13 protein-coding genes, 1 tRNA gene and 3 pseudogenes are annotated in these 12,507 nt (G+C 68.5%); 8 read left to right on the top strand and 9 right to left on the bottom strand.

All coding sequences use genetic code 11. From position 1 onward, the window contains the following. Window positions 1-86: 86 nt before the first annotated feature. Entirely contained in the window at window positions 87-1,019 is a 933-nt protein-coding gene (locus OG975_RS20600) for a ScbA/BarX family gamma-butyrolactone biosynthesis protein (RefSeq protein WP_406330764.1), read from the bottom strand. Window positions 1,020-1,479: 460 nt separating this feature from the next. Here OG975_RS20600 and OG975_RS20605 point away from each other — a divergent pair, with 460 nt between their 5' ends. Both OG975_RS20605 and OG975_RS20610 read left to right on the top strand, forming a co-directional pair. Beyond that, window positions 1,480-2,268 carry a response regulator transcription factor gene (locus OG975_RS20605; RefSeq protein WP_406330765.1) on the top strand — a complete coding sequence of 263 codons (789 nt, stop codon included), beginning with the start codon at window positions 1,480-1,482 and terminating at the stop codon, window positions 2,266-2,268. A 148-nt stretch (window positions 2,269-2,416) separates the two neighbouring features. Next, complete coding sequence (locus OG975_RS20610; protein WP_406330767.1) at window positions 2,417-3,037, top strand: ScbR family autoregulator-binding transcription factor; 621 nt, start codon at window positions 2,417-2,419, stop codon at window positions 3,035-3,037. Between the two features lie 295 nt (window positions 3,038-3,332). Here the strand turns inward: OG975_RS20610 and OG975_RS20615 are convergent, their stop codons facing one another. Further along, on the bottom strand, window positions 3,333-3,899 hold the full coding sequence (locus tag OG975_RS20615) for a TetR family transcriptional regulator (protein WP_406330768.1): 567 nt from the start codon (window positions 3,897-3,899) through the stop codon (window positions 3,333-3,335). 523 nt (window positions 3,900-4,422) lie between these two features. On the opposite strand from OG975_RS20615, the gene OG975_RS20620 reads away from it, so the two are divergent. Next, a tRNA-Arg gene (locus tag OG975_RS20620) sits at window positions 4,423-4,495 on the top strand. 46 nt (window positions 4,496-4,541) lie between these two features. Here OG975_RS20620 and OG975_RS20625 read toward each other — a convergent pair. Next, a pseudogene (locus OG975_RS20625) lies at window positions 4,542-4,988 on the bottom strand (tyrosine-type recombinase/integrase); the annotation flags it as partial. A 113-nt stretch (window positions 4,989-5,101) separates the two neighbouring features. Next, window positions 5,102-5,452, bottom strand: a complete 351-nt coding sequence (locus tag OG975_RS20630) for a helix-turn-helix transcriptional regulator (protein ID WP_406330769.1) — start codon at window positions 5,450-5,452, stop codon at window positions 5,102-5,104. Window positions 5,453-5,580: 128 nt separating this feature from the next. On the opposite strand from OG975_RS20630, the gene OG975_RS20635 reads away from it, so the two are divergent. The 4 genes from OG975_RS20635 to OG975_RS20650 all read left to right on the top strand — a co-directional run bounded on the left by OG975_RS20635 (window position 5,581) and on the right by OG975_RS20650 (window position 7,726). Next, window positions 5,581-6,213 (top strand): STAS domain-containing protein, encoded by a 633-nt coding sequence (locus OG975_RS20635; protein WP_406330771.1) that lies wholly within the window; start codon window positions 5,581-5,583, stop codon window positions 6,211-6,213. Between the two features lie 168 nt (window positions 6,214-6,381). Then, window positions 6,382-6,939 (top strand): hypothetical protein, encoded by a 558-nt coding sequence (locus OG975_RS20640; protein ID WP_406330772.1) that lies wholly within the window; start codon window positions 6,382-6,384, stop codon window positions 6,937-6,939. Between the two features lie 38 nt (window positions 6,940-6,977). Further along, window positions 6,978-7,472, top strand: coding sequence for a hypothetical protein (locus OG975_RS20645; RefSeq protein ID WP_406330773.1), 495 nt, complete (start codon window positions 6,978-6,980; stop codon window positions 7,470-7,472). Between the two features lie 98 nt (window positions 7,473-7,570). Beyond that, entirely contained in the window at window positions 7,571-7,726 is a 156-nt protein-coding gene (locus OG975_RS20650; RefSeq protein WP_099053157.1) for a DUF6131 family protein, read from the top strand. A gap of 637 nt (window positions 7,727-8,363) precedes the next feature. Here OG975_RS20650 and OG975_RS20655 read toward each other — a convergent pair. Together OG975_RS20655 and OG975_RS20660 are read right to left on the bottom strand one after the other, a co-directional pair. Then, window positions 8,364-8,524: pseudogene (locus OG975_RS20655) on the bottom strand (IS5/IS1182 family transposase); the annotation flags it as partial. A gap of 3 nt (window positions 8,525-8,527) precedes the next feature. Then, a pseudogene (locus tag OG975_RS20660) lies at window positions 8,528-8,892 on the bottom strand (GTP 3',8-cyclase MoaA); the annotation flags it as partial. Here OG975_RS20660 and OG975_RS20665 point away from each other — a divergent pair. After that, window positions 8,785-9,030: a hypothetical protein gene (locus OG975_RS20665; protein WP_406336792.1), complete on the top strand. Its 246-nt coding sequence runs from the start codon at window positions 8,785-8,787 to the stop codon at window positions 9,028-9,030. The pseudogene OG975_RS20660 and the gene OG975_RS20665 sit on opposite strands and share 108 nt — an antisense overlap. A 217-nt stretch (window positions 9,031-9,247) precedes the next feature. Here the strand turns inward: OG975_RS20665 and sbnA are convergent, their stop codons facing one another. From sbnA to OG975_RS20680, 3 genes are read right to left on the bottom strand one after another with little or no spacing between them, the layout of a single operon-like run. Beyond that, complete coding sequence (gene sbnA / locus OG975_RS20670; protein WP_406330774.1) at window positions 9,248-10,336, bottom strand: 2,3-diaminopropionate biosynthesis protein SbnA; 1,089 nt, start codon at window positions 10,334-10,336, stop codon at window positions 9,248-9,250. Window positions 10,337-10,396: 60 nt separating this feature from the next. Then, window positions 10,397-11,485: a 2,3-diaminopropionate biosynthesis protein SbnB gene (gene sbnB / locus OG975_RS20675; protein ID WP_406330775.1), complete on the bottom strand. Its 1,089-nt coding sequence runs from the start codon at window positions 11,483-11,485 to the stop codon at window positions 10,397-10,399. Beyond that, window positions 11,482-12,489 carry a TauD/TfdA family dioxygenase gene (locus OG975_RS20680; protein WP_406330777.1) on the bottom strand — a complete coding sequence of 336 codons (1,008 nt, stop codon included), beginning with the start codon at window positions 12,487-12,489 and terminating at the stop codon, window positions 11,482-11,484. Before OG975_RS20680 ends, sbnB begins: the two co-directional genes overlap by 4 nt. Window positions 12,490-12,507 lie beyond the last annotated feature (18 nt).

The following is a 12,507-nucleotide window of genomic DNA, read 5'->3' on the forward strand; positions in this document are numbered from 1 at the left end:
CTCGGCTCGGCGGATGCTCGCTCAGCGGGTACGGCGGCTCAGCGGATGCTCGGCTCAGCGGGTACGGGGCTAGCGGGTACGGGAGCTCAGTGGGTGCGGGGGCTCAATATCATTTCGGCGCCGAAGACGGTCTCCTCCTGCTGCGTGCCGCGCACCCGCACCAGGACGTCGCCCGTGTCGCCGTGCCGCTCGGGGCGCGCCTCGATCCAGCACGGGGCGTCGAACTCGGCGTAGCGCGTGAAGTCGCTCTTCAGGTCGAGGAGGAGGGCGTCGGGCATCCCGGTCGAGGCGTGGGCGGCCTGCCGGGCGGCCTCCAGGAGCACCATCCCGGGAACGTGGTCCACCGGGTGGTCGAAGTAGGTCGGATGAGCGGTGTCGACCCGCAGTTCCCAGCGGTTCCCGGTGCCCGGCACCGGCTCGGCGAGCACGACGTGCCGGGTGCTGGTGTGCCCCACGGCGGCCGGATCGATCGCCGGCAGCGGTGTGCGGCCGGTGGTGGTGGGACGGCCGCCGCGCAGCCGCCGGTGGACGTCCGGGCTCACGCAACGGAAGCCGGCCCCGGCGGTGGCCAGCGCCCTTCCCTCCCGGAGCACCGTGACGTCGTACCGCATCCCGCAGAGCGAGCGGCCCCGGCGGACGATGTCGCGGCAGACCGTGCGCAGTTCGACCTCGGTGGGGACGGCGTCCGCGACGAGGAGTTCGGGTGCGGCGGCGAAGGAGATGTCCCCCATCAGGAACTGGTATCCGAAGGGCACCCCGAACTCGGCGTGGGCGAGGAGCGAGCCGACCTGACGGACGGACTCGACGACCAGCATGGGGTCCTGGTAGCCGCCCTCCCGGGCGAAGAGCGAGTGGCTGCGCGGCCATTGGGCCTTGACCACGAAGCCCTCCCGGCCGTCGGGGCCGTGGAGATCGTCGGCCTCCCAGCCGGTGAGGAGGACTTCGGAGACAGCGGCGCGATGGACGTACTCGCGCGGCACCGTGGTGGTCAGTCGGGGCAGAGTCTTCAGATCCCGCATGTGCAGCACTCCTGTCAGTTTCCGGGCAGGGGGTAGCACTCCGGACATCGGCACCCCCCTTGGCCGACGTCTTCTGCACCGCCAAGATACAGACAGGTCAGTTCGTTTTTTCAAGTAAAGATTTGCCCCTGTCACCCCATGCGACACTCCACTCCAGGCGAGTAGCGGCGAATTGCCCGATTCGTTCCGTCAGGCCTTCAAAACAGGCAGCTCAGTACGGTTGCGATGGAACTCCGCCACTGACGCAACCCGCCGACCCAGAAGTAACCCACCGTGCTTGACCTCGGCAGAAGCCCGGAAACACCGTGCTGTCACTGCTCACGACGCACCAGGTGAGCCCCGACACAGGGGCGCGGAGGCGGGCTAATCATGGTTGACAATCAGACAAGTCTGTTTGGTATCTTCGCTGCTGTGAGCGTTCAGCAGTCTGTGATGACGAGGCTGTGACTCAGGAGGGGCAATGAATCGGCAGGCCGTGGATGTACTCGAACCAACAACGGAGCACTACCAGCCACACCGACCCGCGATCGCCGCGGCCGGGGGGGCAGGGGCGACCGCCCCACAGGGCGCGAACCGGGAAGGGGTGCTGCGGGTACTGGTCGTGGAGAACGACGCACGGGCCGCCGACACACTCCTCAAGGGCCTGCTGCGCCAGGGCTACGCCGCCCAGAGCGTGGGTACGGGAGCCCAGGCGCTGCGGGCTCATCACGACGCCGACCTGGTGCTGCTCGACCTCGATCTGCCCGACCTGGACGGCCTTGAGGTGTGCCGCGGCATCCGCGCGGTGAGCAACACCCCGATCATCACCGTCACCGCGCGCGGCTCCGAACTCGACCGGGTGCTCGGCCTCCAGGCCGGCTCCGACGACTACCTGGTCAAGCCGTACGGCTTCCGCGAGTTGCTGGCCCGGATGGACGCGGTGATGCGCCGGGTGCGCTCGCAGCAGAGCTCCACCGCGCGGATCATCGACCACGGGCCGCTGCGCATCGACGCGGGCGCCCGGGTGGCCACGCTGGACGGGGAGCAGGTCGACCTGACCCGCAAGGAGTTCGACCTGCTGTACCTGCTGGCCTCGCAGCCCGACACCGTCGTCCCGCGGCGCCAGATCATGGCCCAGGTCTGGGACGACTCATGGTCCCCGCACGGCCGCACCGTCGACACCCACGTCAGCACCCTGCGCGGCAAGCTCGGCGCCAGCGAATGGATCACCACCGTCCGGGGCATCGGCTTCCGGCTCGGACACCCCTAGGCACCCTGGGCTCACCCGGGTCCCCGCCCCGGAGGCCGCGCCCCACCGAAGTGTCACCCTGCCGCCGCCGACATCCCGCACCGTCGCGGCAGTCGCGACAGCGCGATACAATACAGACTAGTCTGTTAATTCAGGGTGAGGATCTGGCATGGCTCAGCAGGAACGCGGTAAGCGGTCGCGGCAGTCGATCCTGGAGGCTGCTGCGCAGGTGTTCGACGAGTGCGGCTACGACGCCGCGAGCACCAACGACATCCTCGCCAGAACCGGCCTCACCCGCGGTTCGCTCTACCACCACTTCCCGTCCAAGGAAGCCATCGCGCTCGCCCTGGTGGCAGCGCACGGCGAAGCCCTGGCGGTTCCCGACCAGCCGGTGAAGCTCCAGGCCGTCATCGACCTGACCATGCAGTTCGCCAGGCAACTCCAGACCGACCCGGTCCTGCGCGCCAGTGTGCGCCTCGCGGTCGAACAAACGTCCTTCTCCGTCCCGCCGGAGACCGCCTACGAGCAGTCCAGCGTGGCCATTCTCGGCCTGCTGCAGGAAGCCGAGGAGCGGGGCGAGATCCTGCCCGGCGTGGATGTGCGCGAGGCCGCGTCGACCATCGTCGGCGCCTTCACCGGTCTCCAGATCATGTCCCAGGCGTACACCAAGCGGGAGGACCTGCCCGAACGGACCGGTGTGTTCTGGCGCTTCCTGCTGCCGGGCCTGGCCATCCCGGGCCTGATCGGCCGACTGCGTACGACTCCGCCGCCGGTCGACACCGAGAGCTGAGGACCGGCCGAGAGCCGAGGGCCGGCCGGGTGTTGCCGGCCGGCGCGCACGGCTGAGGCCAGGTCGCCGGTCGGCACCGAGGCCTGAAAGCCGCGGGCTGAGGGCTGAGAGCTGAAAGCCGCAGGCTGAGGGCCGAAGCCGCGGACTGCGGACTTACGGGTTGCGGTTCGGCCGCGACGGCTGCCTGCGCCCGGGGGTCGGGGGCCCGGGCCGGGCCGGAAGGCAGGAGCCGGACAGAGGGGGCCGGAGGCCAGCGGCCTGGGCCGAGGCCGGCCGCACTCAGTCCTGAGCCCCGCTACTCCCCGTCTGTGCTGTAGAGCGGCCGCAGCAATTCCCACAGCCGCCGCGAGGTCTTGGCGTCCCACCACACATCGTCGCTGTATCCCAGCGACTCCAGCCCGGCGGCCACCACCACGGCGAGATCGGCCAGATCGGTCAGTTCCTGCGCCGGTCGTACGACGTCCTGATAGGTGTCGGAGACGCGCTGGTGAACCATCGTCAGCAGATCGTCGCGCAGTCGTGGCGGCCCGGCCGACCCGTCCGCCGCGAGCCGCATCCCCGCCCGGACGACCTCCTCCGTGCGCAGGGCCTCGCCCAGAGCGGCGAGGAAACGCTCCGGGGCGTCCGCCGCCGGACCCTCGAACGCCTCCTCCGTCAACGCGACGACCCGGCTGCGCGCCTGCGCGTACACGGCGGCCGCCAGGGCCGCGGTGGAGGGAAAGTGGTGATAGAGGGCCCCTCGGCTCACGCCCGCCCGGTGGCAGATGTTGACCAGGCCCGCGTCGGAGGGCTGGCCGTCCGCGATCAGTTCCGCCGTGGCGCGGACGAGTGCCTCACGGGTGTGCTCGGACCGCGTCTGCATCGGCTGCACCCGCCCTCTCTTCTTCAAAGCACGAGCAATACATGGAAAACACGGAAAACACGAAAAACATGGACATCCCGAACACGCCGAACCGGCCCCCGCGGTGAAGCCAAATCATACAACCATGCCTGTTTCGGATGGCAGCCCTGCGACGCAACTCCTTTGAGCAGCCTCTGAGACTCCGTTAAGTACGACCACGGCGAGACACCCGCCCACGCAAGGCCCACCTGCTCGACAGTCCGCACCTCACACAATTCAGACTGGTCTGTTTGTTATGTGCTGGGTGGCGGCAGGCAGCGGAGGAAGGGTGTTTCGTGGGGCGCCCGAGGTCGGCACGGTGTGGTGGCCGGCCCGCAGTCCCCACCCTGACTTACTCGACAGCTGCCATCGCCCCAACCGCTACACTGTCGGCGGTGGCACGGCCGTTACATCAACCACGCCGCCACACAACTGGCGAGACCTCGTCTGCATCGATCCGCTCACCCGCGGACCAATTGCCAGACACGGTTTCCGACAGATCCCCGCCTTCGTAGCTCAGGGGATAGAGCACCGCTCTCCTAAAGCGGGTGTCGCAGGTTCGAATCCTGCCGGGGGCACAACGCATTGCCGGCCTGACCTGGGGTTTCTCCCCAGGGAGGGCTCCTACTCGGCCTCGGACTCCTCGTCCGGGGCCATTTGCGTGAGCGGTGCGTGAGCGGACGGAGAGTTGATCTCCGAAATTCCTCCCGACGGATCAGCATCATCTGGCACGGACTCCGGGCCGGGATACTCCGCGTCGTCGGGCTCGGCCTCCGCTTCGGAGGCGGGGTTTTCGGAGGTGGCGCGGGCGCGCGGAACGAGCCGGGCTGCGGCCTCGGCGATCGCCAGGTCCGCCTCGGGGAGCAGGCTCGTGTACGTGTCGGCCGTGATCGTGATCGAGGAGTGGCCGAGCATCTCCTGGATGTCCTTCAGGTCGGCCCCGGCCGCGTGGGCGAGGGTCGCGGCACCGTGGCGCAGGTCGTGGAGCCGGACCGGCGGGAGGTCAATCTCCTCGTACAGCTCGATGAACCGCCGTGTGACGTTGGCGGGGTGGAGCATCTCTCCGTTTTCCTTGGTGAAGACGCCTACGTTCCATCACGGTCTCCTCGTCGTCGGACAACCAACCGGCGGCTCGTTCCCTGACCGGCGGGCAGAACTTGTAGGTCGCGGCAGACCGCATCCCCTCACGAACCGGGCCGGGCATGGTCGCTGGCGCCGTGGCGTTCGTCCTCGTCCCTGGCCAGCATCGACAGCAGGCAGGCCACGGTCACGCCCTCCTCGGCCGGGTGGCGCAGCACCTTGTCCGGGTCGATCCTGTACAGATTGGAGCGGCCGTGGCGGGTGTGGGAGAGGTATCCGTCCTGCTCCAGGTCCGCGATGATCTTCTGGACGGCCCGTTCCGTGAGCCGGCATCGCGCCGCGATATCGCGGACCCGCGCGTGGTGGTTGTCGGCGATGCTGGCCAGCACGCGCGCGTGATTGGTCAGAAACGTCCACCCCGTGTGCGGCTCGGGCACTCCATGAACTTCCGTCACGACTCCATGTTACGACCACACGTTCACGCACCCAAAAACACGAAGATTAATTCGTGTAGGGGTTGACGTGTCACGCAGAGGCGGCTGAGCCTGGAGAAGAACAACCCGGAGGACCGGAGGAGGCGAGCATGACGACGCTACCGTCCCCGGACACACCGCTCGCCAGCGACGAAGCCGACCGCACACCGCCGTCCACCGGCGCGCTGCCGGTGCAGGCAGGGCCGGCCGGGATCCGCGTGACCGTCACCGTGAGCGGAGAGTTCTGCCTCGACAACTGCCAGAGCCTCCGGCACGCCCTGCGCGATGCAATCATGCGGTCGGCCGAGGGTGTGGACCTGGACCTCAGCGAACTTCACTTCGCGGACTGCTCTGGACTCAACGTGCTGCTGGCCGCTCGCCGCGACGCAGTCGCGGCGGGGAAGACGGTCACCGTCACCACGGCCAGCCCCGCCGTCGAACGACTGCTGACCTATACCGACACCCACAGCCTCTTCTCCCCCGCCCACGAGCATGCTGACCCGCCCGCCCGAAAGCCCGGGCCGCCGCGCGAAGAAACCGACGACGACCTCCTGCGGACCGAAGTCGTCCAGCTGAGGCACGCGCTGCGCACCCACCCGGACATCGACCTGGCACGCGGCATCTTCATGGCCTCTTTCGGTCTGAACCCCGACGAGGCGTGGCAGGTACTGGTCACAGCGTCCCAGAACACCGGCGGCGGACCGGCATTCGCTGTCAGGGAGGTTGGGGCCGGCGGGATCTGAGCTGCTGGGGTCGGTCTTGAGAGTCCGATGCTGAAGCCGGGCTTGCGTTCCGGATCTCATGCGTCGGCGCCTGCCGCAGGGAGAAGGCCCAAAGCCCGACTATGAAGCACCAATTAACACAAATTGGGAACACAGCGGATATCGCCCATCCATGAGGAGGTCGGTCAGATGTCTACCGGCATGCTTTTGGCGATCGTCATTCCCGTCGCAGTGGTCGTCGTACTGATTGCCGCGGCCTTGGCTCTTTTCCTGCGGCACCGGGCTCTGCGCCAGCGCTTCGGCCCCGAGTACGAACGGACCGTCGACGGCGCCGACAGCAGGCTCGCCGCCGAGCGGGAGCTCAGCGCACGCGAGAAACGGCACGACAAACTCGACATCAAGCCTCTGCCCGACCGTCTCCGCGAGCGCTACTCACTGGACTGGGACCACGTGCAGCACGAGTTCGTGGACCGGCCCGAGGACGCCGTACACGACGCGGACCATCTGGTGACCTCCCTGATGCAGGACCGCGGCTACCCCACCGAAAGCTACGACCAGCAGCTCAAGGATCTCTCCGTCGAGCACGGCCGCACCCTCGAGCACTACCGAGCCGCCCACGAGATCGACACACTCAGCGCGAGTCACAAGGCCACCACCGAGCAACTGCGCGGCGCCATGGTGCACTACCGGGCGCTGTTCGACGAACTTCTCTCCGACGGCGGCCAGACCCGCCACGCCCCGGCCTGACCTTCGGGCAGCCGGGACCGAACGGACACGGAGGAGACATGCAACGCGACGACACACCGCACACTCGTGACAGCGGGCTGTCCACAGAGGACCTCGCCCAGCCCGGCAAGGCCGACGCAACGTCGAACACGACTCCACCGCCCCCGGTCTACCCGAGCGAGGGCGACGACAGAACGGATGCGGCCGACGACCTCGCGTCCCGCGACGGGGCCACCCCCGCGGCGGACGAGGCGGCGGGCGCACGGACCACAGACGCCGACGAGATGCCGCAACTGCTGACATCGCAGGACGAGGAAGGCTTCCGTAAGGAGTGGGAGAACATCCAGGGTGCCTTCGTTGACGATCCTCGCCAGGCGGTACAGGCCGCGGACAACCTGGTCGCCAAGGTCATGCAGACGCTCGCCGCGACGTTCGACGAGCACAAGAAGGACCTCGAAGAGCAGTGGAGCCGAGGCGAGCAGGTCGACACCGAAGCTCTGCGCAGGGCCCTGCGCCACTATCGCTCGTTCTTCAACCGCCTGCTCACCACCTGACAAACACACCCGTGAGGCGAGGCGCAACGGGTCCAGGAAGTGAACGGCATCTCGCCTCACAGCGGCCGGCACACCGGCCAGAGAGAAAGAAGAACGCCGTGATCGCACTTGGCATCATCCTGCTCGTCGTCGGATTCGTCCTGAACATCGGCATCCTGTGGACAATCGGGATCATCCTGCTCCTCATCGGAGTCGTCCTGTTCCTCCTCGGCTCCCTCGGCCACGCGGTCGGCGGCCGACGCCACTACTGGTAGAGCACGCCTGTACAACTTCCCTTCCAGCGACGCCGGCCTGCCCCCGAGACACCGACGCGGTTCGTCAGGAGTTCGCATCCTGGGACTGTTCTGCACCGGCCTCCCAGCCTGGGTCAGCAGCGCATTGACGACGAGCGCGGCCGCTGGCGGACCTTCCGCCGCTGTTGCCACGGCGGTCTGGGACGAGCCGTCACACGCCTGTTCCTCCCCTGTACCGCGTGGCGCTGATCAGGAAGAACACCGCCACACGGCACGGCCAGGACCCCCCGATAAGGGTTCGATCCCACTCCTGAAGCGGGTGTCGCAGGTTCGAATCCTGCCGGGGGCACTGGCGTGACCAGGCACGATGCACCAGAAAGGCCCCTCGGAAGTGATCTCCGCGGGGCTTTTTGGCTTGCATGGGAACGAAGGGGAACGTGCCGTCACGCAGCGCACTGCGCGGGAACCCTGGGTGACTCCCCCGGTTTCGTCCCCCTCTCGCACGGCCGCCGCTGGCACGCCCCCGTCCGCATCGGCGCCCTCGAGCCCGACAAGGGCTCCGCGGTCGTCCTCTACAACGTCCTCTCCGAGCACCTGTCGGCGTCACACGCGCCGGCGTCCGCAACTGACGACCCGAGCCGACGACTTGGACCGTGTCCTACGTGGTGAGGCGGACGAGTCGCTTGTTGCAGCAGAGGGCGGCAGCGAGACCGAGAAAGGCCAGGTAGTTGCCGGGATTGCGTTCGTGGCGAGGGCTCAGCGCCGGTAGCCGGACAGCCAGGACATCGTTCGCTCGATGACCCGGCGGCGTCGCCCTGACCAGCCGCCGATAGCCGACATCGGCCTGTCCGGCTGGGCGAAGGATCGGTCGTCCAGGCTCGCGCCCGCCTTCTTGCCCCGATGGCCAGGCGCCAGACGCGGGCTGTCTCCTCGTCGGCGACGCCGGAGCGCAGGGCCGCTCGCAGGTTCGTCTCCTCGCGGGCGAAGAGGCAGGTGCGGACCTGGCCGTCGGCCGTGAGGCGGGTGCGGTCGCAGGCGGCGCAGAACGGACGGGTGACGGAGGCGATGACTCCTACGCGTTGCGGGCCGCCGTCCACCAGCGAGCGTTCGGCCGGGGCCGAGCCGCGTTCCCCCTCCCCCTCCGCGGTGAGGCCGAAACGGGTGCGCACGGAGGCCAGGATGTCCCCGTCCGCACCTTCACCCCGCTCCTCGGCGCGGAGATTCTCCTGGAGCCGCGAGCAGAACTGACCCTCACCGTCGACCCCGCCTTCGCACACGGCTTCCTGGTCGACACGGGCGAGGTCCACTTCGCCGACGCCCCCTGAAGCCCGCCGAACTGGGCCACCTGGAACCCGGCACCGCCCACCTGTCCAACTCGGGCGGGGCCATGGGGACATCGTGCGGGCCCGGGAGGAGTGGATGGGGGAGTTGGGCGGGCCTCGGGGCTGCCTCCGGTGCCTGAGCTGCCCGCCGTCACCGGCGTCCGCCGGGCCCTGGCGACAGTGAGCCGGGCGACTGCCGCACCCTCTGCATGGACAGAACCTACGCTTTGCGGTCCTGGTACCGACGGTGCCGGCCACCACCGCCGTCGCCGGTCTGCGGGTGGTGCGGTGGGCGGCTCTCCTGGCGCGTTGGCATAGGGCCGGTTGCCCAGGAATCTTCGGCCCCCTCGTCGAAACCAATCACCTCCTCGCCGTACAGATCCTGCAGCCAATTGGATTGGTAGACGGTGTCGAGATAGCGCTCGCCGAGGTCCGGGGAGATGGCCACCGCGGTGAGTTCACACTCGTCACCATGGTCGGCCAGCCAACGCATGGCGCCGCTGACGACCGTGCCGGTGGAGCCGCCGAACAGGAATCCGTGTCTGGCCAGACGATGGCAGGCACGGATGGTGTCCGTCTCCTCGACGTGTATCACCTCGTCCACGTAGGACTCGTCGAGCAGCGGCGGGCGCATGCTCATGCCGAGACCGGGAATCATGCGGCGGCCAGGCGCACCACCGAAGATCACCGAGCCTGCGCTGTCCACCGCGACGATCCGCACGGGCCGGTTCCACTGGCGGAAGTAGCGTGCGCAGCCCATCAGAGTCCCGGTGGTGCCGGCGCCGACGAACAGTACGTCCAGGCGCGGGAAGGCCTGGGCGATCTCCGGCGCCGTCCTGCGGTAGTGCGCCATCCAGTTGCCCGGATTGGTGTACTGGCTGAGCCACACATACCGGTCGTCGGCATCGCACAGCGCGCGGACGTGGTTGAGGCGTGCGCCCAGGAAGCCGCCGTTGGCGTCCAGGTCGGAGATGGTGAGCACCCGGCTGCCCAATGCCTCCATCAGAAGTCTGGTCGACAGGTTGCACCGGGAGTCCGTCACACACAGGAACCGGTAGCCCTTGCTCGCCGCGATCATGCTCAGCGCCACGCCGAGGTTGCCCGACGAGGACTCGACCAGGATCGAGTCCGGCTTGAGGACTCCGTTCCGTTCGGCGGTCTCCACCATCTCGGTCGCGGCCTTCAGCTTGATCGAACCGGCGAAGTTGAAGCCCTCGCACTTCAGGAACAGGGAGCGCCCGTAGATGGGCTCAAGGTCGACATAGAGCTGTCCTTCGTTGAAGGCATGGGGAGCGGATATGACGGGCACGGCGGCCTCCTCCTCATCTGCAGCAGGACCTTCTCCAGAGCTGAAAGCGCTCTCGGACGGTCATCCGTACCGGCGCATGTCATGGAAGAAGTCGTCGATGACGTGCAGCTCTCCGGAGCGGACCACCTCGTCGTAGACGTACTTGCCGACCGCGAGGTCGAGCACCCCGAGGCCGAAGGGCGAGAACACCACCGGCCGGCCCGCCGGCACCGCCACCCGGCCCGCCATCACGTCGTCCAACGTGCCCTGCAGGAAGTCCCGGTTGCCGGTGAGCTGCTCGGCCAGATGCGGCGAGGTGTCGGCCTTCAGACAGTGCTCGACGTCGTCGACGATGTTGGTCGAGGCGAGAACGATCTCCGGCGCGAGGTCGCGCAGCGACACGTGCAGCACCACGGGATTGTGCGAGAACCACGCAGGGTCGCTGACGTGCGGCTCACCGGCGACGGTGGCGAAGACCACCAGGTCGCTGCAGCGGATCAGCTCCTCGGCGTTGTCGTGCACCGTGATCCGGCCCGCGGTGCCCGACTGCTCGAGGTAGCAGCGGAACCCGGCCGCGCTGTCGGCGGACAGGTCGTGTACGCCGATCTCGTCGAACGACCAGCCGCTGCCTGCCAGGAACATGTGGATGTAGCGTGCGATCAGCCCCGTCCCGAAGAACCCGACGCGCGTGGGCCGCGGCCGGCCCCGGCTGAGCCGGTCCGCAGCCAACGCCGCCGACGCGGCCGTCCTGGTGGCGCTGATGATGGAACTCTCCAGGCAGGCGAACGGGTAGCCGGTGTCCTGGTCGTTGAGGATCAGCACGGCGGACGCCCTTGGGATGCCGGCCTGTACGTTCTCCGGGAAGCTGGAGATCCACTTCAGGCCGTCCACCCCTACGTGCCCGCCGATCGAAGCCGGCAGCGCGATGATCCGGGAGGACGGGCGGTCGGCGAAACGCAGGAAGTACGACGGCGGGTTCACCGAGTAACCCGCGCCGTGCAGCCGGTAGGTGGCCTCGACCAGGTCGACGATCTGCTTCTCGCGCCCCTCCAGCACCTGCTGGACCTGGGCACCGGAGATCACCGCGAAGGGTCGCACGGTGTGCTGCTCGGTTGTCGTGGACGCCGTCACGGCGGTGGTGACGGTGGTCGACAGTTGGTTGCCCGTCATCGGACGGTCACCTCGAAGTTCGGCGAGCAGTCGGACAGTCGTACCGAGTCGGCCATCGCGACGAGCACCTCGCGCGATCCCTCGAAGGGCTCCCGGCTGTGCGCGGTGCGGATGTTGTCGACGAGCATCAGGTCGCCGGCCTGCCACGGCTCGCGTGCGGTGTTGGCCTCGTAGACCTTGTTGAGCAGAGTCACCACGTCCTCGCCGATCGGGTCACCGCCTCCGAAACGGGTGTTGAACGGCAGCCCGTCGGCGCCGTAGACCTCGACGAGGTACTCGCGGACCTCGGAGGCCAGCGTCCACTCGTTGAGGAACGCGATCTGGTTGAACCAGCAGCGTCGGCCGGTGACCGGATGGCGCATCACGGCGCTGCGGCGCTGCCTGGTGCGCAGGCCCCCGTCGGGTTGCCAATCGAACTCGATCGCATTGGCGCGGCAGTAGCGTTCGACGGCGCCCCGGTCGTCGGTGCCGAAGACCTCGATGAGGGACGACCCGATCTCGTCGTTGTAGCTGCGGGTGAGCAGCCAGCCCTCCCGCTCGAACCGCTCGGCCAACTCGGTGGGCAGCTCCTCGAGCACGGTCGCCGCGTCGGCCACTCCGGTCGCCCCGCCCTCGGTGGGCGCGGTGAGGCAGGCGAAGAGCATCAGGCCGGGGAACTCCAGCGTGTAGCTGAGTTCGTGGTGCATGCACATCGGCTGGTTCGGCGGCCACTGCGCGGAGGAGTACACACCGTCGGCGTAGGTCCGCCGGGGCGCGAAGGCCTCCCGCTCCGTCATCAGCCCGGTGCTCAGCCGCTCGAAGACCGCACTGGTCCCGGCCACGTCGTGCAGTCCGAGGCCGCGGATCAGGACGCAGCCCTGTTCGGCGACGACGGCGCGCAGCGCGTCCCGGTGCTCGGCCGCCCAGCCCGGCGCGTCGCCGGGGGGCTCGGTCCGCAGTATCGGAGGCCGGCCGGGTTGGAGCTCGACGTCGTCGAGCAGCGACGCCGGGGATGTGGAGGACATCGTGGTTTCCTTTCGGTG

The sequence above is a fragment of the Streptomyces sp. NBC_00203 genome (assembly GCF_045206325.1).
Taxonomy (GTDB): Bacteria; Actinomycetota; Actinomycetes; order Streptomycetales; family Streptomycetaceae; genus Streptomyces; species Streptomyces lutosisoli.